Below are 22766 nucleotides of genomic sequence, written 5' to 3' on the forward strand. Positions count from 1 at the left end.
TTTTTGTGTGTGACTTTGCATTAATTGCGGTATAAAATTTAACACAAGAACCAGTGGTAATTTCATTCAATTCAATTAAGGGTGGGGTAGGCAAAAGCACCCTTGCTACAACAATGGCTGGATGGCTCGCAAGCCAAGGGAAGGATGTGTTACTTGTTGATGGCGATGATCAGGAAACGTCTTCTGATTTTACAGCGTGGCGGGAGCAAACACTTGGAAATACCGGATATACACTTGTTAATATGACTGGTGCAAATCTTCGAAAGCAAGTTGAGGCTATGAAACCTAAATATGATCATATTATCATAGACACGGGTGGGAGGGATACCACTAGCCAACGGGCAGCATTGTCGGTTGCTGATGTCTCCATGATACCGTTTGTGCCACGCAGTTTTGACCTGTGGACTATCACGAAAGTAACAGATCTTATTGATGAAATTCAATCAATAAGAGCTGAGCCATTAGTCGCCTACACATTCTTAAGCCGGGCTGACATTCGTAGTGCTGATAATCGCGATGTTGCCGAGGCTCTGTCTCAAATTTCGCAGCTGACGTATCTGGCATATCCAATTAGCAACCGCAAAGCCATCAGTAATGCTGCGGGTTTAGGATTAACACCGTTTGAAGGAGAAAACATCGATCGAAAAGCAACAAAGGAAATAGAGGACTTATTTAACCGTGTTTTAAATGGCAACGACATTACCGCCTCCGCGTAAACCGAAAGTGACCGAAGCCGATATTGAGGCAGTCATAAATAAAGGAGGAAGTACTATTAAAGAGTCTACTCCCAGCGATCCCGACAGAGCAAAGCATATTAACGTGCGGCTGACTGGACAAATCATTAGCGAGATTGACAATCGACGGCTGAAACGCCCGCGTAGGCCAGGATCTCCAAAGCCAGGGATCAGTATCCACGATTGGATTGTCGAAGCCGTATTAGAAAAGTTGCAAAACGAAAAATAGTGCTGTTTTTAGTGTTTGAACTAGTGCTGAAAATAGTGCTATAATTCAATTAATCATGGAGGAAAATGAAAAGGCCCCTGTGGGGAGCATTATAAACGATAATTCCCAATCCGATTTTTTCCTAAGTCGAATTGATAGGAGTGTTGCAGATAATCTAAATGATATAAGGAAATCCTTTGGCGAAGATGCCGGGATAGTAAAGGATTTTATTGTATTCATTAGCAAGAATCTAAAAAAGGATCTTTTTGGGTATACGAAATTCACGTTGAAGGATTTTTGTAAAGAGTCGGGCCGAAATAGGCAAGACTTAGCCAGAAAACATCCATATTTTATTGCCAATCCTAAGGCTGCTATTCCAGAATACTTTGGACACGAGTTCGTTTCTGTTTTTGATTACGCACTTTTTAATATGCTTCAAAAGAATATAATTTTTGCCAAGTCATATGTGGTTAATACAAAAAATGAGGTAATCCAACTCAAAAATTTTCCGATCCTTAAGGATATTAAACTTAATTTGAATCGGCAGTCAAATACAATAAAGATCTATGAGATCAGAATCTCTGATGAGTGGCTTGATGGCTTCATTAGTCGTTACTATACAATCGAAACAAATGGTTACCCGAAGATCGGTAAAGGTAGGGGAGGAGATGGCCGAAAAAGCCTTTATCTGATTCTTCAAAGGACAAGACACCAACTACTTAGCCAAAGAGAAACAACAGCTCAATTTTCAGTCGACTACTTAGCCGATCTTGCGGAGCTGGAAGTTGAAGAAAATCGGTTTAGAAAAAAGTCTTTAAAAAGAATACTTGATTTCTTCCGAGAAAAGGGGGATTTCCCTTTTTCTTACAGATTTGTAAAAGGAGATCCGTCAAAAGCATATCAAGAAGAGTATTGGGTCGAGTTGGACTTCTCAAGTTCCGTGAACATTATATCTTTGTCAGAAAAGAGGGGAGACCATCTATTCTATAATTCACTAATTGTTGAACTCAGGAATGTTTTCAATTCAAAGCATTCGAAAGTTGCAATCAAGGACGAAACAGATGTTTTTCAGCGCTGGTTAACTAATGCAGACGCCGATACGGATACTAAGGCAGAAATTCTAATTTCTGCTTATTATAAGGCTTACAATCAGCAAATTACCAGAATACAGGCCAAAAAATATATTAGAGATGGCTTTTTAAACAGATAGTGCTGTCGAGTATTGCCTCAAATTCAAGAAAACACTCCTCACTGATTTGATCCTGGTTTAATGTTGGGAATAGTAGTGCTGTCGAGTATTGCCTCATTCTTGAAATATTTATACATTTTCTCTTTTATACTTAGCCCGAAAGAGGCTAGTTTAATATTTATCGTTGTAACTGGCCGCCAATATGACTTGCTGTCGAGTAATGCCACAATATATCATTATAAACACCAAAAAATTATAACAAATAGGGTTTGCTGTCGAGTATTGCCACAAACTTGTCGAACATTGGAACATTGCTGTCGAGTATTGGCACATTGATGTCGAACATTGCCACGTTGCTGTCGAAATCTGCCACATAAAAGCAGTTTGTTGTCGACCTATGCCTCGATACTGTCGAGAATTGCCACAACTGGATGACACTGTCGAGTGTTGCCACACCCAAAACGCGCTTTCTAAGCTTTCAGCTACCATTGCTGTCGAGTATTGCCACCATATATATAGCTACTTATAAAAATCTATAATAAAGAAAGCTAAATCGGTATTCGCTCCTACGTCGCTCATGACATATTAAATAACCAGCGCACAAAGTCGGCCTGCGTCGCTTCGCGCACGCTAAAAAAAGGCAATTGGGGTGTTTATATTTGACACATTCTTCTTTTGTTTTAAAACGCTAAGAATAAAGCTGCGAAAAAAGAACAAATAGAAATTCAAGTAGGGGCTGGCGGCGCAATAACTAATTTTATAGTTATATTGATTTTTTGTTCTCTGCTCCTTTTTGTCAGGTTGTAGTAGCCGCTATATAACAATTTCAGCAGAACCAGATTGCCTTACGAAGTTTGATCGATGCCATTGATACGACAACGGCACAAGGACGCTATGCAACATATTTGCTTCCTTGGCTGAATTTGAACCCGAACTGATCCCTGATAGAACAAAAGCAGGTCTTGCCGCAGCGAGGGGCGTGGTAGGATAGGAGGGAAGCCAAAGTGGCTAAGCAAGCATAGTTCAAGGCGCAAGCAGCCACAGAACTTTTGATAACAGGACAAGTCAGTGGCCGAGATTGGCAAAGTCCTTGGCGTTTGCCGGGCTACGGTATACCAATATACTACTGAAGTTCAACAGGCACACTTGTCTGTAAAAGCAAACTAAGTTATCTGTAGACAACGCGCGTGAGTAGTGGACGAATTTATTTTCGATCTGCTGGGTGGCAATGATGGGCGGATATTCATAGCCATGGATGCCAGCGATGATAGAGAAAACGGGCCCATCAGCTTTTCCTTTGATCACCTTTACAGGTAATTCAGCAGCATTAGGGCCGCTGCCCACTCTCAGGATCTGCTCGGAAGCCGAGCCAGGCTGTATGGCTATGTCTAACGTCATAGCACGCTGGGCGAGCCCAATGGACATATCCACCATTGAAATAAGGGATAGCAGAATTGTGAAGGGTTTCCTTCAAGATCTTTGACTGACCTACCAAAATCAGGGTATAAAAAATACATGTCGAGCGCCTTATTGAATTTGCGGCTGAACCGTACATCAGAAAGGTGTTTCCAGTTTATGGACTTTGAGCGCTCATCAGCAAAGCTTAACACTGAGCACAATAGCATAGCGGTGAATATCCAGATCTTCATTTTTCCGATTTTTAATGCTGGCTGTTTTTACGCAGCTGTGCGCTGATGGACTCGATAGCATCTTTCGCATTACGCTGGTATTCCAGCATGGATTCATCTGTCATTTGCGGTGCAGGCTTATGCGTGTGGCCTTCTGTATGCTCATGTGCATGCTCAAAACCGGGAACCTCAATAACAGATTCTTCCCAGATTTCCACCAGGTGGGCCAGGCTGTCTAACCTGATTTTCTCATCGGCACTTGCCTTCCGGCCGAGACTGTCCAGGGACTTTTCCAATTTGCCAGCTATGCTTATAGATTCCAGGTGGAGCTGATTGGCCTGGATTAGCATTTGGCTCTTTTGGTCAGATCCCCCGCAACTGAATGCGAATGCCAGCGGGATGGCATAAATAATTGTTTTCATCACAACGAACTTTACTATTTGCAACAACGTTGCAAATATCAGTAAAATTTATTGATTTCATTCATTTTTGCCGTTATGCTTAAAAAGTCTGCTCTTTCAATACCGATTTCCATTTTCGTTTCCCTTTTACACGTAGGCTGCTGCATTTTTCCTTTGATAAGTATTGCAGTGGGCTCTGCGGCACGTTTTGAGAAGCTGACAAGGTATAAACCATTCTTTTTCGGGTTGCAGGTATTGCTTTTGGTTTACCTTGATGTAACACTAGTAAGGTTCTATTTAGGCAAACGCCTCTTTCATAGCCAGTTTGAGAATTGGTCTTATCATATTGCTTTCGGGATCGCGATAGCTGGAATGATTCTTGGCGTATTCGAGCCCTTCCGGACAGAGCAGCAAGTGCTGGCACAACAGCAGTTTGAATTATTTCGGACCCACCGGCAAATTCAGTTGTCTGTTTCAGGTAAATACAATAGCGAGCAGCTCAAAGAAGATATCACTTCTATCAAAGGCGTTAAACCCACATCTGTAAGGATCAATGGAAGCTCTGTAAAGGCAACCTTTCAAAGTAATCAGGTGAGTTCAGGGAAAATCCTGGCAGCACTGCAAGAACAAGGCTATCAGGTAGCTATAACAGAATAATCATGTAGCCGTGCCGCTTGGTCATAGCACCCAGCTTTCATATTGATGACGGATTGGGTTGTCGGGAATACTACATGTAAGACTCGAAGAAGCTATCAGCTGGCTTAACTTTAAGTCGTGGTTGGGACAAACAACAGAAGACCTAATTTGTCAAGGCAAAGTAAGCGCTGACAACCAATTTCATCAAATAATGAAGTTGGACAAGCCCGGTATCGAAATGCTTGGCTGATTGGAGCCCAACCATTTGCCCAGGACGGAAGTCTTTAAATTGTCCTATACCATCACCGGTCCTGAATATTGGTGCTTATATCACTGCAATTTAATTCTGAAATTTTTTGTAAAAGAGTCATGATGTTTACATCGGAGATCTAATTTAGGCCCATGGGATATGTAATATAGCGAACGGATTTTTACACAATATACAATAGCCCCAATTTTTTTATAGGCAGCCTGGATCGTTCAAACCGTGGATTATTGAGTCATCAAGTGGGGATTTACAGCATTACAATACAGAAATTACAGCCCAAAAAAAGAACCCGGTTCTACTTTTTTATCATGATTCAGCCCCTTCAGTAGGAGACTGTTCAGATCTATCAATTGTTTTTCTTGACCACATAATACTCGAAAACAGGCCGTCACGATATACCCAGGCATGTAACAACGCTGCGGAAAGATGCCCTACTACCATCAAGAACAGCATCCAGGCCATCACCTTGTGGGCATCGTGCAGCCATGCAAATAAAAATGGACTTTGCGGGAGGATTGAGGGAAGGTTTATCCCCGGAAATAGCTTTACCAGAAAACCTGCGGCGGACAATTGTGCCCATCCTGTCAGTGGCAGAGCCAGCATCATGCCATAAAGGAGCCAGTGCAGTATTCCTGCCGCTTTTGACTGAAAACTGGACACGCCAGCAGGCATTTTTGGTACAGTAAAGCTTAGCCTGTTTATGAACCTGATAATGACCAACAACAGTATAGCTATGCCTAATGGAATATGAAGGTCCAGCAGCCAGGGTCTCCACGTCAGGGATGTCATCATTCCCAATCCAACAAATATCATTGTAATTATCATCGATGCCATCAGCCAGTGCAATATTCGGGCAGTAACATTGAAATGCGTAGGCGGAGCTGAATTTATATTTTTAATTTTAGCCATGATTACTTATTGCCAGCGTTATCTTTTTGAGGTTTGCCTACTGCGTCCGTAGCCTTACCATACCCGATCTCGCGTACCCGATCGCTGTGCGAATGAGAATAAATGCCTGCCCGCGCTGCCAGAACCGGATCATCCGAAAGGGTAATTCCCTTTGGTACACGGGTGGGATCGAAGTTAACATCCCTGCAACCACCCTTTTTCTGGTCAAAAACATGTGACACTTCCAATGTGCCGGCCACTATCTGTCTGCGGTTTTCGGGCCAAACCTGTGATGGGTCATTTACCGGGTCGCCTGATTCTGCCAGAGTCAGCACAAGGTCCCAGTATAGCGGCCCCTTTCAAGTCGCTTTTTCAAATCTTCAAACAGGAAGTCGTGGCTGGCCTGTTTACGCTGACTGACATTCCATGATGTAAATTCTGCATGTGGACGCATAGACCAGCGTATCGCCTGCTGTTTACCCTTTGCATCGATTAAGACGAACGAATTAATCACATTATACTGAGCCCCTGCAAAACTACGGGTCCAGGGTGCGGTTGCATCCCATTTTACATATTTCTGAGCCTCCGGATGTTTTTTCAAGAAAGCCGCTACCAGCGCCGGATCGGGAGCACCTGTGTTGGAGACAGGCTTATATGCATCGACTTGTTCTAAGAAACCTTCCGGATCGCGGGTTGCAAAATACGGTTCGTTGTTCAGCTTCATTCGCCATTGTTCCCCGTCATCAGCAGTAAGCATCAGGGCCATACTTACTGTTCGGGTGGAATTATCAGGAGCGTAGGGATCCGGACTACCCAGTGAGAAACGGCCTATAACCGGAACGTTTTTCTGGGCAAAAACCCTGGCTATCGAAAATGGTACCCCTTTACCGGAGGCGCGAAATGTGCCTTCAAAGCAGATTCCCTTTCCATGGGCGCGACGATAACCTGCCGGGTATGTTTTGGGTGTGTCCTTTAAAAATGTTCGGGTGGTAATGCGTTGTCCAATCAGATCAGCGGACCAGGCAAAGGCCAAAACTAACGCTGATGCAATCAGGAAAATCCCAACCATTATAAAGAGAACACGCTTTGTTTTCAGATAGGCAACTAAGGAAGCTGTTTTCATTTTAGTCTTGAAGTGTACTTTTCCGTTTACTTACAGCGCAAATGTAGCGTAACAGAGACGGGGAAAAATTACACTTTCCAGCCCAAAAAAAGGACTTTACTGCTTTACAAATTCTTTGGGCGTCAGGCCTGTATGTTTTTTTGTAAAACGGGTAAGATAGGAGGGTTCGGCAAACCCCAGATCATATGCAATTTCCTTTATAGTCCTTTTGCCGAGATGCAATTCCTTTCGGATTTCCAGAACAATGCGGTCCTGGATCAGATACTTTAATTTTTTGTTGGTGATACTCTCGCAGATTTGATTGAGCTTTTTGGCTGAAATATTCAACTCTTTGATATAAAAAGCCGCTCCTTTTTCTGTGATAAAATGCGTTTCTATCAGACTCATCAGTTTTCCAAAAACAGGATAGTCCACATACTCCCTGAGTCTTGGGCTTTCATCAAAAATAGCTGACACGTGAAATAAAATCGAAAACATATAGCTTTCCATCATTAACGCTCTATTATCGCTGCTATACTCCGCTAGCAGCAGATCAACGATGGATTTCATTGTCAGGGCACTTTTACCCTCAAGCGATACCAATTGATTGATAAAAAATCCATTCAGGTAATCTGAGCCTATCTTTTGATTTATCCCAAAGAATACGTCATTATGGATTAAAAACAAATACCCTTTCTTATCAGTGAGATCAATTTTGATATTCTGGTATGGGTAAATGACGACGGCCTGAGAGCCACGGGTTTCAAAATCATTAAAGTCAATACTAAAAGTGATATTTCCATCGGTCTCCGTACTCCATAGCAACTGATGGAAATTAAACCGCTGATAATGATCGAAAGTACCAGCACGCAATTCTTCCAACCTAAATACCTCTATACAGGGGAATTGTGTCACAGACTTATTTGAAATATCTTTTTTCAAATTATGGTATAGATTTACCTTGATAGATTTCCTTTAAAATCTCATATTGGGCTTAACAACTACTCAAACTGCGATTTTCTCCCCCTGCATGTAGCCTCAATCAGCCGGTAACGTTCTGCAATGTACGTCTAACTCAAACCAATGCGCAGTAATGTTTCGATCTCTGGCCTGAATCTATCAAGCTTGCTCCCGCCCGGGCCAGTCGGGGAATAATGCATAATTTAATACAACGGCGGTTTAAATGGTGCATATAGACTTTTTTTATCGGCTTTAACTGAATAATATTCCGTGGTTCTTCCATACTCTTAGACCTTGACCTGTCCTGAATCCTGGTTCCTATATCACGCCAATTTAATCCTGAAACTTCCGTGCAAAAGAGTCCTGAAGCCTACATCGGAGATCTGATTCCCCGCCATCAGGTATGTATTTTAACGAACGTTTCTTTACATAATCCAAAACCAACAAATCTTCATCAATTTGTTTATTTATATTGACATGTATTTAATCTAAATGTAATATATTTGATTTTATTAAGTTTCGTACATAAAATGATCAAATTAGGATACGCCCGGGTCTCCACCCAAGAACAGAATCTGGACCTTCAACTGGATGCATTAAAGAAGGAGGGGTGCAAGCAAGTTTTCACCGATAAGGTTTCCGGAGTAAAGGCTACCAAGCCAAATTTTGAAAAATTGATGGAGTATGCGCGGCCCGGTGACACTATTGTCATTTGGAAATTGGACCGGCTTGGAAGAAGTACTATTAAGCTGATTGAGCTGATTGAAGAATTAAAAAACAAGGGAGTGAATCTTAAATCACTTTCTGAATCCATCGATACCAGTACGGCGACGGGCAATCTATTTTTTCAGTTCATGTGCGTGTTAGCCGAACATGAGCGTAACATTATCCGCGAGCGTACAAAAGCAGGCCTAGAGTCGGCCCGGGCAAGGGGCCGATCCGGGGGCAGGCCAGAAGGGTTAAGCGAGCGCTATCGCAAAATTGCCCCGGAAGTCAAGGAAATTTATGAGAAGAACAGTCGGAGTACCGATGAAATCAGAGAAATGTTCAAAATAAAAAGTCAGCCTACATTGTACAAAATTTTAAAGTACAGTGGTGTTGATATTAAGGGTTTTTTGAAGAAGAGACGATAGTGCCGTGGCTTTTGATACGGCGGCGTGGCCGACTAGGCCGTTGCCGTACAAACTTGTACTTTAACCCAAGCTAGCAAACGAAGGCCAGAGATATCTAATACGATTAGCCAGGATTGCGGTTGGCATCTGCGTAGCGGACACTATCTCGAAATTTCGTTCAATAGTGAACGCTTTAAAATTCCAAAATCTACCGTTTGAGCGTTTAAAGGAATATTTACTGTATTGGCAGACTATTTTTCCCTCAGTATAGACCTGATCATAAATAACCCAAATTAAAGTACTTTATCCTACATGTTTTCTTCTAAAAACAATCTTTTCCTTACTATTATTTTTTGTTCCCTGACCACATTTTGCACAGCTCAAATCAAGTCGTTGAATGGCAAGGAAATTTTGCCAACAGCAATAGACGCCTTCCTGAAAAAGGAAATGGCGGCCGGGAGTATTCCCGGGCTATCGATCGCTATCATCAATAATGGCAAGGTGGTTTACAGCCGCGAAATGGGGCTCGCGGACATTGAACAACAAACAAAGGTGACTCCTCAAACGCTTTTTGAAGCGGCATCTTTAACCAAATCAGTTTTTGCCTATTATGTGCTCAGGCAGGTAGAGAAAGGATTGATAGCACTGGACACCCCTTTATATAAATACATGCCATATCCCGATATCGCTTACGATGAACGGTACAAACTGATAACAGCGCGAATGGCACTTAGTCACACAACAGGCTTCCCAAACTGGCGCGATGATGTAGTCCCAGACTCACTAAGCACCAAGGTTAAAAAAGGCAGTCTGTACTTGAACTTTCGACCGGGCACCCAGGTGAGCTATTCAGGAGAAGGATTTCAATATTTGGCTAAAACAATCGCCCATCTATTAAACACTAACCTGAGGGGCTTGGGAGAGATCATGAATAAAGAGGTTTGCACATCACTGGGAATGACAAATTCCACTTTAATAAGAAACAATTATGTTAACCAGTTCAAGGCGAGCGGATATTTGCGCAATGACGATGGTTCCAACTGGAAGGGTGATTTTGAAACTTTTGATGAGCTTAATGCCGCAGCAAGTTTACGTTCAAATGCGCCAGAGTTTGCTAAATTCATGATTGCGCTAATAAATAATAAGGGGTTGAAAAAACAATCTATGAATGAAATGTTTAAAGATCAGGCTTATGATAATCCTCCATCACATACAGCGGCAAAAGGGTTAGGTGTGTTTATCCATCATACATCAGCCGGTGACCGCATTTCGCATAACGGGAACAATCAAATTTTTAATGCTGATTACATCATGTATCCTGATAAAAAGAGTGGCTTCGTCATCTTTATTAACAACAACATGGAGGAGCACATCATGCAGCATCTTGAATATTTTTTTAAACATGGTCAAGAATATCCGGTAAAGGATGCTGATATCCCTATTGATGTAAATAGTTACGTTGGAGAATATAGAAGTTCAGATCCAACAACACCTAATTTCGTTCTTCTTACGGAAAAGGGAAAGTTATTTGTGTATGTTAAGAATAATTCCCAACGAAAATATGAGCTCCACCCTGCCGCAAAAGATGACTTCTTTCTTAATGAGGTCATTGCCAAGTTGGTTTTCATCAGGGATAAAAATGGGATGATTATCGGTTTTGAAAAAGAACAGCAATCTTTTTATAACGAAAAGTTTCGAAAAATAGATTAGTTTATCTTCCAGCATTGAGAGAGCATTAGCTTCTCTGAATCCCAAGCCCTATGTAAAGGCATTTCCGAAAATGTGAACCAATTATGCCTTATTTTATTACTTTTTTGATTGCATTTTGTTTTTGCAACCCGGTTAAAGCACAAAACAGGAAACCTACTTACAATCCACCACCAATAGCACTTAGAAAGCTTAACGAAGGGTAGCTTAAGGCAGATTTTGACAAATTAGAACATGCGCTTGTCGAAACATATGGAGGTATCTACCGTCTGAGCGATAGCATTAATGTCCAAAAAAGGTTCGATAAATATCGCAGACAGTTAGCGACCATAAATGACCAGGCTGACTTTATTTCACTATTGACAACCTTAATTGCCAGTTTCAGGGAAGGCCACATGAAGGTGGAATATGATGATGAGACGAACAATCTTTTAAAAACATCGAAACTTTTCCCCTTCACTATTATGGTAGAAAATGGGAAATTGAGAGTGCTTTATAATGAAACTGCAGAAGACCAGTCAATTACCCCAGGCATGGAGATTCTAAGCATTAACGGCCATCAGTCTGGGCAGCTTATTAAGGCAATGATACCGCATATTTCAGCTGATGGATATGGCTATTCACACCGGAACAAGCGGCTCGCTGATAATTTTCCTCAAAACCTATGGCTATATTTTGGTCAGCAGGACCGGTTTACTATGAAAGCAAAAGACAGCGCCGGTAAGGTGATCACTACTAACGTAGTAGGGGTAACGGACGCGAACCGCGAAGTTAATAGACTTTCAATTGTCAACCTGCAAGTGAGAAAAGGTGTTACCCAATTTGAAGGTCGGGGTCCAAACGTATCTTTAAGCTTTACAAATGAAGGTAAAACTGCTAACCTGCGCATTCAGGGATTCAAAGGCAAAGAATTTGAAAATGAGTTGGATAGTGTTTTTAGAATTGTCGATCAAAAAAATACTAAGACACTGATACTTGATCTGCGGGGCAATGGTGGAGGTGAAGATGTTTATGGCGCAGCACTTGTTTCGCATCTTACATCAGCACCTTTCAGATATTTTAGAAAAATACAAATGCGGACAATTAAACCTTCATTTGGTGGGTGGAGCCAAGATCTGCTTAATATACTAGACACAGGCACAGTTGCAGATCCTGTCGATCGACATCTCCTTACCGGTGCAATAAAAGCTGGTATTAATATACAATAACCATCTTCAATAAATTTCAAGGGGAAATTGTTCGTTCTGACAGATGGTTATACCTTCTCTACCGCCGCAGATGCTGCCGCTTTGATAAGGCAGATCACTACCGCGATCTTCATTGGGGAAGAAACAGGTGGAGGTGCGGAAGGGAATACTTCGGGCATATTTTTACAAGCGAAACTGCCCAATTCTGGATTGAAGGTAAATATACCTTGCCTGTGCTATTGGAATGCCGTTACCGTCCGTAAGAAAAACAGAGGTGTTTTGCCCGATCATCCTTTAATAGACAGCGTAACTGATATATTAGAAAGCAACGACAGGTAATGGAAGTATGCCGCTGCATTAGCCTTAGAATCTAATTAATGGTGATCCGTGAACCCCTATCATTTCCAACCTAAACATTGACAATACTCAAACAATGCGCCGAGATTGGCATGGTCACAAATCTCACTAGGAAGAGCTTGATCAAACCCACGGTACTTTTTGTTCCATCTTTTAATATAACCCAAAACAGGAAGAACAACAGCAAAAAGTAGTCAGGAGCCTGAACCTGATCACCAATATCGTTCTGGTCTGGAACACGGTTTATATACAAGAAGTTATCAAACAATTACACCAGGAAGGATACCCGATTGACGAAAATGACTTCGAATTTATCTCTCCTGCCCCTTTTGCTCATATTAACCGGCTGGGGAAATATTCTTTTAATACAGACCCGGATCTTGGTGGCAATGGTTTACGGCCCTTGAGAAAGCCAAAACTAAATGCTTAGTTCGCTAACGCCGTTTTTCGCCCATTTGTAAAAAAAACCTCATTAACTACAAGGATACCACAAGTGGACCGCAAGCCCACCTCAAATTTTGTTCGTAAATTTTTTTGAATAGATTACCAGGTTGATTAAACTACAAGGATACCACAATTAGACCGCAAGCCCACCTCAAATTTCGTCCGTAAATTTCTTTAAATGGATCGCCAGGTTGATTAAACTACAAGGATACCACAATTAGACCGCAAGCCCACCTCAAATTTCGTCCGTAAATTTCTTTAAATGGATCACCTGGTTGATTAAACTACAAGGATACCGCAAGCCCGCCTCAAATTTCGTTCGTAAATTTTCGTAAATGGATTACCAGGTTGATTAAACTACAAGGATACCGCAAGTCCACTTCAAGAATGTCTGATTGAATACTGTTAATCGCTAAAGGAGGTTTTTCCTGATTCCATTGGCGATCATATTTGCAGTTTTCTTTGAAGAAATCCATAAATATGTCAACATCGTATAAACAAATATCGATAAAGTTCAATTTAAGTTAGACAGTTCGTATACAGCCCGTATACAGCCCGGATAGAGTCTTTTTATTAATTTTTGTCATTTTATATAAATTATACAGCCCGTATACAGCCCAGATACAGTCCGTATATAGCCCGCATATAGCCCTTCCATCTTTAAAGAGAGTGTGTAAACTTAGGTAAGGGTATACTCTTTTTGATTTGAACTATTAGAATAGTTCAATTATTCACTCTTTCATATTTAAAGTACATGCATGGTACACGTATAGTACATGCATCTACGCATTTTGAAGAATATTGTGGGTAAATTTTTCTTCCGCTTAAATTAAAGTACATGCATAATACTCGTAAAGTACCAGCATATATCGTTGTTTATTATACGAAAAAGGGGTTTGATCAATCTGCCGAGCTTCATTACTTATTTTTGTTCAATTTTTTGAGTCACATTCTATCAGAAAAAGGATATTTTATTACAAGAGGTATTAATCGAAGACCTTTTTTAAGGTACTTTTGCTTATACTTTTAAGAGTCGTAATAGCAAGCTATGTTTTCACCCGGTTAAAATTACACTTCGTTCATTTTATCCGTCTGAAAACCGCTTGCCCCCTGGGAGTCAATTCGCCCTCCGGCTCATTGTAGAAAAAATGGAAAAGAAAGAAAGAGCTAAAAAAGCGGGGAGACCTAAGCTGGCCGCGAACCAGGTGAGAGTAAAAGTGACCCTGATGCTAACGCCTGATGAGATCACTAAGTTGAAAGCTGAGCAGGAAGGATACTCAGTTGACTTTACTGTTTTTTGTAGAGAAAAATTGCTTAACCGAGAATCTAAGATATTGCGCCGGCCAATTCCGGAAGATGTCAAAGCTGAAATGACCAACATTCTTCGTATGGCAGGAAGTGTGCTTTTGCTTGCAAAAAATACATCTGCCGACACCGTAATTTCGGATGAGTTTCGAAACATGGCGTCTGGTCTAAAACGCATGGTTCAAAGGGCAGATTTTTCGATCAATGAAATGGTATTAAGCCAAAGTCTGATTGCCAGTATTGTTTCCCTGTTTATCAAAATTGAAAAATTGGTCAATAAGCTAGATAGAGACTTAGAGCCGGTGGCCGAGATTGATCTACTGCTACAAAAAATCAGGGAAAAGCTGCACTCATTTGCTGATATGTATAATCTTACCAGTGATTTAAAATGATTGGAAATATTGGTAAACCTGGTGGTGACTTTCTAAACGCTATGATATACTGTAAGTATGATCGAAGCAGCGTTGATGAAAACGGAGATTTAAAAATCAGGGGTGAGCTGGTTTATTTTCAAAACATCACCGCATTAGAATTATATGGTCCAGACATAGACCTTAGTTACATTGCTGATGAACTTCATGGTGTGGCAGACCAAAACACCAGGACAAAAAGCCCTGTTGCGCATGTTAGCTTTTCTTTCCCGCCAGGTGAAAGCCCATCCAATGAAGTTTTGCAAAATATTGTGAAAGATTATGCAAAGGAATTTGGGTTGAGAGAGAATGGACTTGTTGCTTATAAACATGTTGACAAAGAACACGAGCACATACATATTATAGCAAACAAGATAAATGAGCTGGGCAAGAATACCGTTTCAACGAGTTACGACTTTTTGGATATGGGTCATTTTTCCAGAAAAATGGAGAACAAGTATGGCCTTCAATCCACTAAACAAATGGATAGTTTATTGATTGATGGCAAAACAGAAAGGAAAAGCAACCCGATCCATACCCAGCTCAGAAACCATATTGACAAGATGATTCCAGAATCAGGAGATTTGGAATCCCTACGGGTGATGCTTCTGCAAAAGGGTTTTAAGACCAAGATAAGCAACGGCATTACATTTATTCAGAAGTCGTCAGGTGTTGTTATCAAAGGATCTGATTTAGGGCGAGAGTATTCTAAGCTCAACCTTGAAAAAAGGATAGCTGGAAGCTATCTGACCGATGATAAGTTTGGTGTCGATAACCCCAAAACCACTGAAAAGGACAAATTGGAACAGTTGATTAAACGGACAGCGCCTGTTTCTAAAACATTCCCAGATTTTGTGGCTGCTTTAAACAAGGAAGGTTATGGTGTTCAAACGAAAGACATGATTAACAAAAAATCGGGAAAAGCTTTTACAAGTATTCTCTTCACAAAGAATTTCAGTACTCCGGACGAAAGCAAAGCTGATCTGCCAACCAGGAATTCGAAAATGATCACCGGAGCACAACTTGGGCCTGAATTCAAATATTCTGTCATTAATGGCAACATTAACAAAGGAACCTGGAACGATATCGGACACGGTTCTCCAATTACGAAATCTAAGGACAAATCTGAAAGCGAAAAGCCACTAATTAACAAGTCGAATAAATCTGGCATTGAAACTTCCAGCAGCGCGGGAAGCCCAGGATTAGACTATATAATTGAACGATTGCTAACCAGCAATAATGCAGGACAAATTGAAGCCGATTCAGCTAAATCGCGTGGAAAAATTGCAGCAGAAGTAAAACGAAATGCTTCTGGTTATGATAATGAGTTTGGGACCCGTGGACTGGAAGAAATGAAAGAAGAAAAGAGGAAGGATCTTCGGGCAAAACCCAAGAAAATGTAAAGCTTAGTTAAACCAGCTGGCACCGGTAAGAGCAGCTTGATTAATTCAAAACTAAGATCTAGCCTCGCTTCTTACTGATTCGACATCAGTGATATATGCAGACGGTTATCCCCTCAGAGAAACAATTTTATATCACTGGATCAAAAGATGTATCAAGAAGTGTCAAAAAGTAACGTAACGGTCGCTTTTCCACAGTATCAAATTTAGAGGAGCTCATACTTGAAACGAAGATATTGTAAATCCTTAACAGCGGCATGTTTAAACGAAAGCTTCGCCTTTCCATTAAGAAAAGACAACCGTTGCTCAATTTGTTCAGGGGTTTGCTCCGTTTTTTTTAAAAATTGTTCGCTATCATCGGATGAAAGGATGTTCTCTAACCATGCCACAATTTCGTCCATTTCTTGTAAAAAGAGAGCCTTATATATGATTTTATGTCGCAGCTTCGCCTGTTTAAAAGCTAGTTTTGAGTCGGGAGCCCAATAAGTGCCGCCCATTCCCCATTGTTTAGCTGGATCTTTAATCTTAGCTGTACGCGTCCGTAATATATAGTCGATGTCTTGCTCTACTGTATTCTCTTCCAAGTCAGTGCCTAGAATATTTGATTTGTCAAACAAATAACCGTCCCCATCCAGAGCTACAGAGTAGGGTAGTAATCCCGCTTCAACTAAAGGTGCGTATTTATCTACTGGCAAGGAGTTATCTTTTGCTAAGACCTTTTTTACGGAAGCCCCTCCTTCAAACCTAGACAATTTTTCAACGAGTTTATCGATGGTTCGTTCGTTGCTAAAGGCTGCAACCGGATTTGCTTCGTCCGGCTCAATACCAGGGAAAAGCAAGTAAACTACATTATTTTCGGTACTCATGACTATCAAGCTTAAGCGTTATGTTTCTTATCAACGTGGAGCCAGTACACCCACCTTTTCAGGTATCAAGGTGTTATGGTGGTCACCTTATTTTTCCGCTACTTTAAACATCCTGTCACAAATGTAAAAGGGTGTCCGTAACCCACTACTTAATTATCAACCTTTTTTATTTTCCTTGGCAACTTCTCTTGTAAGCTAAGCCAATGCTTTTCCTATTTGGGATATATAACAGGGTTCAGTTTTTGCTGGGTACAGTTGGAAGCGCAAAGGGATTATTTATTCTGAGACTTTCTTGATCTGTTCTTTGATAAAGGCAATGAACTTTGAGCGTGATGTAAGAATGTTGGCCTCTTTTAAATCCGATAGGCTAAATGAGCCTGTTTTGTCAGGCTGGTCTAACAAATAAAATTCAAAGTGATACACAGCTCCTTTCCCATTCTCTATTGTCTCTCTTTGATAATATTTGAGATACGCGCCTTCATCTTCAAATATGTGCTTCTGAAATGGACTAGGAAGATTGTCGCCAGGTCCAAATTTTTCATACCATGCCCGGGTTAAACCTTCAATCTTGTCTTCCGATAGATCCGGAAGTTGTTCTGCATAGAATTGTTTTAACTCTTTTATCGGGCTTACTCTAAATAGGCTCATGTCGGTATGTTTCAGTTCTGTTGGCATTTGTTGCTGGTTTGGTTTATAACGTCTGGCTCAGCTTGTTAAATTCAACTGTTGGATAGAAAAAGTCATCATTCATCAGCGAGCATAACCCTAAGATTTGGTCCCCTTCAAACGCCACTTTTACCAGATGTCCTTCCAAATCTCGGGTTTTATCCACAGAACAGATCTGAAAGCACCTTTGAATAAAGTGTCCTACCAGATTGACCCCGGAGTTAGGGATCGACGAAAATAGGTCCGGGCCCCCAAAAACAACGTATTGGTCGTGCAGTTTTAATTCTATGCTTGCAGACAATGCATCTAGGTCTATTAATTGGATCTGAAAATCAATGATTTCGCCGATCCCAATATGAATTTTCTCGTTCATCAACATTGTTTTGCTCCAAACTAATAAAAAGTTGCATCATCTTATTACTTTCAGAATTCGAAAATCAACTAGCCATGCCAGAAGTACCCGAACTTAATCTTGTGGGCCTGACCCTGCAGAAACATTTTAAAGGCCAAAAATTTAAAAGAATTGAAGTGCTTTGGAAAAAGCGCGTCAAGGCCAGTGAAGAAGAATTTAACGAGACATTGAAAGGGGCAACCCTGAAATCTGTTACCCGAAATGGAAAGGAGCTTCACTTAAAATTTGATAATGATGCTATTTTGGGCATCCATATGATGTTAACGGGCAAAATGATTTTGATGCCAACCGACCAAGATTTAAGAAATCCGATCTTCGAATTAACCTTTGAGAACGGTGCGGGCATCGTTGTGTTGGATGGGCTCGGCCAGGCAAAGCCTATTTTGAACCCTGAGGTACCCGCCGTGCCCGACATTATGGGAGACGATTTCACGGGCGAGTATTTGGCAAAGGTCCTTGCAAAGGCGGGCGGCAAAATAAAGGAGGTGATTCAAAACCAAAAATGGATCCGCGGAATTGGCAGTGCTTACGCCGACGAAATCTTGTGGGCTGCCAAGATATCTCCTTTTTCCGTTGCCAAGAACATCCCTGCTGACAAAGTAGAAGACCTTTACAAGGCAATCCGGGACGTCACGGTTGAAGCCACAGCACAGTTAGAGCAACTTAAAACATCCGATGATGTTTTCGAGATGGAAAACAAAGATCACCGCTTTGTCCATAATCCTAAAAAAACACATTCTCCTGAAGGAGAGGAGATCATTGTTGGTAAAATAGGAAGTGGAAGGACTTATTATACTAAAAGTCAGACCTTATATTAATTTATGCCATGCCAGAAGTCCCGGAATTATTAACATTACGACATAATCTCCTCAAACGCTTTAAAGGTCAAAACTGACAGAGTTTAATATAACCTGGGAACGAAAACTTAAAATGCCCAAGGAGAAAATAATCTCCGCAGTTAAAGGCGCCAAGTTGGTAGCCATTGAGCGGGTAGGCAAAACCTTAGAGCTTTACTTCAACAACAAAGAAACTATTGGCTTCCATTTGATGCAAAGCGGCCGGGCATATTTGATCCCAGCTGATGGTGAGATAAAATGGAAAATTTGGGACATGGGCTTTGAGAGCGGCCATGGTTTCGGGATACATGACCCTTCGGGTCAAAGTCAACTGCACCTAAATCCTGTCACCCCGAAGGTGCCTGATGTTTTAACCGATAGTCTAACATTTGACTATTTGAAATCTAACTTTCAAAAAAACAAACAGGTACTTTTAAAACCCTTGTTGACTAACCCAAAATATATACGTGGGCTGGGCAACGCGTATGTTGATGAAATCTTGTGGGAGGTCAAAGTTTCGCCTTCATCGGTTGCTTGTTTAGTTCCAGATCAGAAAATACATGATATCGTTTCCGCTATCGAATCAGTGCTATTGAATGCCGAAAAGGAAATCAGGAAAGTAACTGGCCCCGATGCTTTGATGATTGAAAAAAGGGATTTTATGAAAGTTCATAACCACAAGCTTGATAGGGACCCTGATGGGAATGAAATAATCAAAGGTATGGTTGGTAGGGCAAAAACATACTGGACTGAAAGTCAGGTAATTTATGAGCGGAAACACTAGTTATATGGCAGGACATTAGGATCATGACGATTCAAACCCTTGCCTAAATAGTAATATAAGTCCTTCCGGAAAGGAGCTCGACCACTTTGGCAATGACCCACAAAAGCTGAAAGCATTTGCGCGTGAAGTGATGAAAGAGTATGCAGAGAATTTCAACAAAGGGTTATCTGAGCAGGATATTAAGTATTACGGCAAGATTGAATACAACCGGTATTACACCCATGAAGATCCGGAAGTAAAGCAGGGCATCCGCAGGCGCGGCGAAGCAAAGGAAGGGAGCCATATACATGCGCAGCTGATCGCGAGCCGCAAGACGGCAGACAATGCCCGGCTGAACAGCCCCTTGACCAAACACCGGGGAGCAACGTCGGCCACAGTCAGAAATTTGGACAGTTTGACCGGCTAGATTTTACGGAGCGCTGCGAGAAAGCTTTTGACCGAACGTTCGGCTATGAACGTGAGCTAAGCAAAACGTTCCAATATCGGAAGGTGATGCTCAACGGGACTGCTATGGAGCGTGCCGATATGATTGTGGCTGAACGAAGCCACCAGGAAAAACAGGTTAAAGAGCAAAGCCTGGCTTTGGAGCCGAACAAAGGGGAAAAGAAGGAGCTGGCGCAGCAGCCGGAAATCAAGCCCCGGCAGGAGCAGCAGAAAAAGCGTGGTTTCGGATTTAGTATTTAATCATCAACACTTTAATTTCAAACTAACTGTCTTATGACCAAACTAGCAAAGTTGCTTTTCGTTCTGCTTTTTCTTTTGGCTTCAAGTGCAAACCAAAAATGCTTTGGTCAAGATTCTTTTGGTTTAGACTATATAGACAGTTATCCAGTTAAAGTTGATGGCGAAAGTAGCTACTTCACTTATGATACGACCAGTTTGGCCAAAGGAAAGTTTGTATTTGTTGTTAGCGGGAGCAGAACAGCTTTTTTTAAAACGGATGGCAAAATTGTAATTGTCAGTGGACTAAAAAGGCAAGCAAAGCAAAATGGTTATACTGACCGCTTTGAAGGCTCTGGTTATTATATCACATTAGATGTAAGTAAGGGCAAGAAAATTAGTGAAAGCCAGACAAATTACGTGGGAGAGCTAAAAATTTCTCAGGGTAACAAAGTGAAGACCATCAAGATCAATGGAATAAATGAAGAGTACGAACTTAATAAGTAATTATGGTACTTGAATAATCCAATCTCCAAGTAGTAGAATCGGCGGCAACAAATTGGATGAACCCCAGAATTGGCCTACTGAGTTTAGATAACCCTTTTTATGTTAAACAACAAAACATAGAACAAGAGGGTGAGAGGTGACTTGGCGAAGTTCTTCGAATAGTACAAGGAAAGCGCACTTCTCCCATTTTGTTCCGGATCAGCAGTTGCATTAAGTCGCGCTGCCTCAATGCCGTCGTTAGCTAAAATCTTTTTCCAACAGACAAGGAAAATTGTGGAAAGATTACATCTCCATTCGTATCCAATTGAAGGCCAGCCAAAGCACCAACTACAATATTTTTTCTAAATGTATATCTAGCAAACAGCTGTGTTATTGCAACGGCTGCAATAGTGCGTTGTGGCTCAGTATTTCTAAGAATCCTTACTGGTACAGGATATCCAGTAAGAGCAGGAAATAGTATTTCTCTATCATCTGCCAATGAAGTTGATTGATACCGAGCAGCGACACCCAACTTGATACCATAGTCAGCGTTTTTTGTACGAACTGCATGATAACCGATCTTTCCTGCTAATTGCATTCCTGCTGTGGTAAATCTATAAGACATGTCTTCACGAGGAAAATTATCTAGCTGCACTAACAATTGATCTTCACCATCATGAATGGTCATTGCAAGTTCGGTTGACCAAGACAATTTGGGCCGAAATTGCTGCTCATATTCAAAGCCGACCATTAGCCCATATAAATCGCCAGTACCACTTTTTCCAGTACCAAGGTTAACGCTGAATATCCGTTTGGGCAACTCTTGAATTCTTTGCCCGAAAACACTTATGTGCATAAGAAGGCCTACAACTACTAAAAGGATATTTTTCATACCGATGTTTAGATGGCCGGGTAGTCCCCAGTCTCACCAATATATAGCAAATGGTGGGATTTCCTTTAATTTATTCATACACGTCGACACTTCTAAGGACGAAAAACTAGTCTCACCAAACGTCCATTCTGTGCGACACTGCGTGTGGGCGCCACGCTAGCCGAATCCGGTTGAAAAAGCGCCTCAAATAGCGGTCTCGCGAATCAATGTATCGCCTCAAGACGCGGAATTGAGTTTGTAATACAGGCAATTTAGTGCAACAGAATAAAACGTTGGGATCCACAATTCTGCGACGGGAGGACGAGACAGGACCAAATATCACAAAACCCAGCTCTACAAATGACAACGGAAGCAGGCCGAAAAGCTGGCATAAGTAGCCATCGAAGTGATGGATTATGTGCTAACAGTCAAAGATGGATGGATAGTGGACCTCAATAAAGATGGGACATTTAAAGGGCTACCTAAATGGAAAAATAGGTAAATTCTGTTTGGCTCAGATTCATAAAATTTCTTGGCTTGTAATTATTGAATCCCACTAGTGATCACTCGTCAGTATGATCACCTTTTTCCAATTTCTCAAAATCCAGGCCGGGAAAGAAGAACTTGTCGCTATCCAGAGAAGCAATTGCAACTACCTTACCATTACTTATTAGCGCTTTGATCGTCATGCCCTCCATTTCACGAGTGCTTTTCACAGAGAGTATCTGAAAGCAACGCAATACGAAATGGCCGAAGAAATCTAAACCTTCATTTGGAATGGAAAAGAACATACTGGGCCCGCCAAATTCATAATAATCTTCTCCGACTCGCACCTCAATTGATGCTGAGAGCGCACTTCCCGAGTTCATTATGGCAGAGCTAAGATCGCCAATCGCATGAATTTCAAAATCAACTACTTCGGCTATTACTGGCACTATTGGATTATCCATAATGTATTTTGTTGAATACTTTTATCCAAGCATCTGCCTAAATATAGAGTAAAAAGATTTCGATTGAACTACACAGTGTAGCGACAACCCAATTTTGTTAGGGGTTCATTTATTTAAATACTCCCTTACAGCCTTTGCAGATGTGCCCGCCTTTTGTACTGCCTGCTTTAACTCTTCCTTAGAAACATTTAAGGCTTTCGTCCAGTAGTCCAGTTCATAATCTTCGTTAACGTTAATCTTGCTGCTGTCAGCTGGTCCTTTTTTGCTTTTGTCGTCGGCCATAATTGAATTATTATTGA

The 22766-nt window shown here is 41.3% G+C and carries 23 protein-coding genes and 3 pseudogenes; 15 read left to right on the top strand and 11 right to left on the bottom strand.

The features are described 5' to 3' along the window. Positions 1-53 precede the first annotated feature (53 nt). Genes NFI80_RS25140 through NFI80_RS25150 form a run of 3 tightly spaced genes read left to right on the top strand, consistent with a single transcriptional unit; the run spans position 54 to position 2152 of the window. The gene (locus NFI80_RS25140; protein WP_254414207.1) at positions 54-716 is read left to right on the top strand and encodes an AAA family ATPase; all 663 of its coding nucleotides are present in this window, start codon (positions 54-56) and stop codon (positions 714-716) included. Further along, entirely contained in the window at positions 688-963 is a 276-nt protein-coding gene (locus NFI80_RS25145) for a hypothetical protein (protein WP_254414208.1), read from the top strand. Before NFI80_RS25140 ends, NFI80_RS25145 begins: the two co-directional genes overlap by 29 nt. A gap of 55 nt (positions 964-1018) precedes the next feature. Then, a complete protein-coding gene (locus NFI80_RS25150) occupies positions 1019-2152 on the top strand; it encodes a hypothetical protein (RefSeq protein ID WP_254414209.1) in 1134 nt (377 codons plus the stop codon). A gap of 1044 nt (positions 2153-3196) precedes the next feature. Here NFI80_RS25150 and NFI80_RS25155 read toward each other — a convergent pair. Both NFI80_RS25155 and NFI80_RS25160 read right to left on the bottom strand, forming a co-directional pair. Then, positions 3197-3529, bottom strand: coding sequence for a hypothetical protein (locus NFI80_RS25155; RefSeq protein ID WP_254414210.1), 333 nt, complete (start codon positions 3527-3529; stop codon positions 3197-3199). 262 nt (positions 3530-3791) lie between these two features. Continuing rightward, positions 3792-4181, bottom strand: coding sequence for a hypothetical protein (locus tag NFI80_RS25160; protein WP_254414211.1), 390 nt, complete (start codon positions 4179-4181; stop codon positions 3792-3794). Between the two features lie 75 nt (positions 4182-4256). Here NFI80_RS25160 and NFI80_RS25165 point away from each other — a divergent pair, with 75 nt between their 5' ends. Beyond that, positions 4257-4817, top strand: a complete 561-nt coding sequence (locus tag NFI80_RS25165; protein ID WP_254414212.1) for a hypothetical protein — start codon at positions 4257-4259, stop codon at positions 4815-4817. 553 nt (positions 4818-5370) lie between these two features. On the opposite strand, the gene NFI80_RS25170 is transcribed toward NFI80_RS25165, so the two are convergent. The 3 genes and pseudogenes from NFI80_RS25170 to NFI80_RS25185 form a co-directional block, all read right to left on the bottom strand. Next, a complete protein-coding gene (locus NFI80_RS25170) occupies positions 5371-5973 on the bottom strand; it encodes a cytochrome b (protein WP_254414213.1) in 603 nt (200 codons plus the stop codon). A 2-nt stretch (positions 5974-5975) separates the two neighbouring features. Beyond that, positions 5976-7075 (bottom strand): annotated as a pseudogene (locus NFI80_RS25180) (catalase family peroxidase). Between the two features lie 96 nt (positions 7076-7171). Then, on the bottom strand, positions 7172-7996 hold the full coding sequence (locus NFI80_RS25185) for a helix-turn-helix domain-containing protein (RefSeq protein WP_254414216.1): 825 nt from the start codon (positions 7994-7996) through the stop codon (positions 7172-7174). Between the two features lie 548 nt (positions 7997-8544). Here NFI80_RS25185 and NFI80_RS25190 point away from each other — a divergent pair. The 7 genes and pseudogenes from NFI80_RS25190 (at position 8545) to NFI80_RS25215 (ending at position 15939) form a co-directional block, all read left to right on the top strand. Next, complete coding sequence (locus NFI80_RS25190; RefSeq protein WP_310587989.1) at positions 8545-9147, top strand: recombinase family protein; 603 nt, start codon at positions 8545-8547, stop codon at positions 9145-9147. A gap of 291 nt (positions 9148-9438) precedes the next feature. Beyond that, positions 9439-10836, top strand: a complete 1398-nt coding sequence (locus NFI80_RS25195) for a serine hydrolase domain-containing protein (protein WP_254414217.1) — start codon at positions 9439-9441, stop codon at positions 10834-10836. A 392-nt stretch (positions 10837-11228) separates the two neighbouring features. Further along, entirely contained in the window at positions 11229-12041 is an 813-nt protein-coding gene (locus NFI80_RS25200) for a S41 family peptidase (RefSeq protein ID WP_254414218.1), read from the top strand. Between the two features lie 9 nt (positions 12042-12050). Then, the gene (locus NFI80_RS25205) at positions 12051-12359 is read left to right on the top strand and encodes a S41 family peptidase (protein WP_256565298.1); all 309 of its coding nucleotides are present in this window, start codon (positions 12051-12053) and stop codon (positions 12357-12359) included. 196 nt (positions 12360-12555) lie between these two features. Further along, a pseudogene (locus NFI80_RS25730) lies at positions 12556-12807 on the top strand (Tn3 family transposase); the annotation flags it as partial. Between the two features lie 1162 nt (positions 12808-13969). Then, a complete protein-coding gene (locus tag NFI80_RS25210; protein WP_254414220.1) occupies positions 13970-14518 on the top strand; it encodes a hypothetical protein in 549 nt (182 codons plus the stop codon). Then, positions 14515-15939: a relaxase/mobilization nuclease domain-containing protein gene (locus NFI80_RS25215; RefSeq protein WP_254414221.1), complete on the top strand. Its 1425-nt coding sequence runs from the start codon at positions 14515-14517 to the stop codon at positions 15937-15939. Before NFI80_RS25210 ends, NFI80_RS25215 begins: the two co-directional genes overlap by 4 nt. 203 nt (positions 15940-16142) lie before the next feature. Here NFI80_RS25215 and NFI80_RS25220 read toward each other — a convergent pair whose 3' ends face one another. The 3 genes from NFI80_RS25220 to NFI80_RS25230 all read right to left on the bottom strand — a co-directional run bounded on the left by NFI80_RS25220 (position 16143) and on the right by NFI80_RS25230 (position 17841). Next, on the bottom strand, positions 16143-16802 hold the full coding sequence (locus NFI80_RS25220) for a hypothetical protein (protein ID WP_254414222.1): 660 nt from the start codon (positions 16800-16802) through the stop codon (positions 16143-16145). 276 nt (positions 16803-17078) lie between these two features. Next, complete coding sequence (locus tag NFI80_RS25225; RefSeq protein ID WP_254414223.1) at positions 17079-17477, bottom strand: hypothetical protein; 399 nt, start codon at positions 17475-17477, stop codon at positions 17079-17081. A gap of 16 nt (positions 17478-17493) precedes the next feature. Continuing rightward, complete coding sequence (locus NFI80_RS25230; protein WP_254414224.1) at positions 17494-17841, bottom strand: hypothetical protein; 348 nt, start codon at positions 17839-17841, stop codon at positions 17494-17496. Between the two features lie 5 nt (positions 17842-17846). Between NFI80_RS25230 and NFI80_RS25235 the strand changes: the two genes are divergently transcribed. The 4 genes and pseudogenes from NFI80_RS25235 (at position 17847) to NFI80_RS25250 (ending at position 20667) form a co-directional block, all read left to right on the top strand. Then, positions 17847-18698 carry a DNA-formamidopyrimidine glycosylase family protein gene (locus tag NFI80_RS25235; protein WP_254414225.1) on the top strand — a complete coding sequence of 284 codons (852 nt, stop codon included), beginning with the start codon at positions 17847-17849 and terminating at the stop codon, positions 18696-18698. 73 nt (positions 18699-18771) lie between these two features. After that, positions 18772-19500 carry a DNA-formamidopyrimidine glycosylase family protein gene (locus NFI80_RS25240; protein WP_256565299.1) on the top strand — a complete coding sequence of 243 codons (729 nt, stop codon included), beginning with the start codon at positions 18772-18774 and terminating at the stop codon, positions 19498-19500. A 106-nt stretch (positions 19501-19606) separates the two neighbouring features. After that, positions 19607-20184 (top strand): annotated as a pseudogene (locus NFI80_RS25245) (DUF5712 family protein). A 33-nt stretch (positions 20185-20217) separates the two neighbouring features. Then, a complete protein-coding gene (locus tag NFI80_RS25250) occupies positions 20218-20667 on the top strand; it encodes a hypothetical protein (protein WP_254414227.1) in 450 nt (149 codons plus the stop codon). A 241-nt stretch (positions 20668-20908) separates the two neighbouring features. Here NFI80_RS25250 and NFI80_RS25255 read toward each other — a convergent pair whose 3' ends face one another. The 3 genes from NFI80_RS25255 to NFI80_RS25265 all read right to left on the bottom strand — a co-directional run bounded on the left by NFI80_RS25255 (position 20909) and on the right by NFI80_RS25265 (position 22749). Further along, positions 20909-21538, bottom strand: coding sequence for a hypothetical protein (locus tag NFI80_RS25255; protein WP_254414228.1), 630 nt, complete (start codon positions 21536-21538; stop codon positions 20909-20911). A gap of 542 nt (positions 21539-22080) precedes the next feature. Further along, positions 22081-22467: a hypothetical protein gene (locus NFI80_RS25260; protein ID WP_254414229.1), complete on the bottom strand. Its 387-nt coding sequence runs from the start codon at positions 22465-22467 to the stop codon at positions 22081-22083. 105 nt (positions 22468-22572) lie between these two features. Next, positions 22573-22749, bottom strand: a complete 177-nt coding sequence (locus NFI80_RS25265; protein WP_254414230.1) for a DUF3606 domain-containing protein — start codon at positions 22747-22749, stop codon at positions 22573-22575. Between the last annotated feature and the right edge of the window lie 17 nt (positions 22750-22766).

Origin of the sequence: Dyadobacter chenhuakuii (assembly GCF_023821985.2) — a bacterium.
GTDB lineage: Bacteria > Bacteroidota > Bacteroidia > Cytophagales > Spirosomataceae > Dyadobacter > Dyadobacter chenhuakuii.

Coding starts and splice junctions, on each gene's coding strand:
- NFI80_RS25225 (WP_254414223.1), bottom strand. CDS start 17,477: ATGCCAACAGAACTGAAACATACCGACATGAGCCTATTTAGAGTAAGC.
- NFI80_RS25145 (WP_254414208.1), top strand. CDS start 688: ATGGCAACGACATTACCGCCTCCGCGTAAACCGAAAGTGACCGAAGCC.
- NFI80_RS25170 (WP_254414213.1), bottom strand. CDS start 5,973: ATGGCTAAAATTAAAAATATAAATTCAGCTCCGCCTACGCATTTCAAT.
- NFI80_RS25260 (WP_254414229.1), bottom strand. CDS start 22,467: ATGGATAATCCAATAGTGCCAGTAATAGCCGAAGTAGTTGATTTTGAA.
- NFI80_RS25215 (WP_254414221.1), top strand. CDS start 14,515: ATGATTGGAAATATTGGTAAACCTGGTGGTGACTTTCTAAACGCTATG.
- NFI80_RS25160 (WP_254414211.1), bottom strand. CDS start 4,181: ATGAAAACAATTATTTATGCCATCCCGCTGGCATTCGCATTCAGTTGC.
- NFI80_RS25230 (WP_254414224.1), bottom strand. CDS start 17,841: ATGAACGAGAAAATTCATATTGGGATCGGCGAAATCATTGATTTTCAG.
- NFI80_RS25150 (WP_254414209.1), top strand. CDS start 1,019: ATGGAGGAAAATGAAAAGGCCCCTGTGGGGAGCATTATAAACGATAAT.
- NFI80_RS25265 (WP_254414230.1), bottom strand. CDS start 22,749: ATGGCCGACGACAAAAGCAAAAAAGGACCAGCTGACAGCAGCAAGATT.
- NFI80_RS25200 (WP_254414218.1), top strand. CDS start 11,229: ATGAAGGTGGAATATGATGATGAGACGAACAATCTTTTAAAAACATCG.
- NFI80_RS25220 (WP_254414222.1), bottom strand. CDS start 16,802: ATGAGTACCGAAAATAATGTAGTTTACTTGCTTTTCCCTGGTATTGAG.
- NFI80_RS25155 (WP_254414210.1), bottom strand. CDS start 3,529: ATGACGTTAGACATAGCCATACAGCCTGGCTCGGCTTCCGAGCAGATC.
- NFI80_RS25255 (WP_254414228.1), bottom strand. CDS start 21,538: ATGAAAAATATCCTTTTAGTAGTTGTAGGCCTTCTTATGCACATAAGT.
- NFI80_RS25210 (WP_254414220.1), top strand. CDS start 13,970: ATGGAAAAGAAAGAAAGAGCTAAAAAAGCGGGGAGACCTAAGCTGGCC.
- NFI80_RS25165 (WP_254414212.1), top strand. CDS start 4,257: ATGCTTAAAAAGTCTGCTCTTTCAATACCGATTTCCATTTTCGTTTCC.
- NFI80_RS25250 (WP_254414227.1), top strand. CDS start 20,218: ATGACCAAACTAGCAAAGTTGCTTTTCGTTCTGCTTTTTCTTTTGGCT.
- NFI80_RS25195 (WP_254414217.1), top strand. CDS start 9,439: ATGTTTTCTTCTAAAAACAATCTTTTCCTTACTATTATTTTTTGTTCC.
- NFI80_RS25190 (WP_310587989.1), top strand. CDS start 8,545: ATGATCAAATTAGGATACGCCCGGGTCTCCACCCAAGAACAGAATCTG.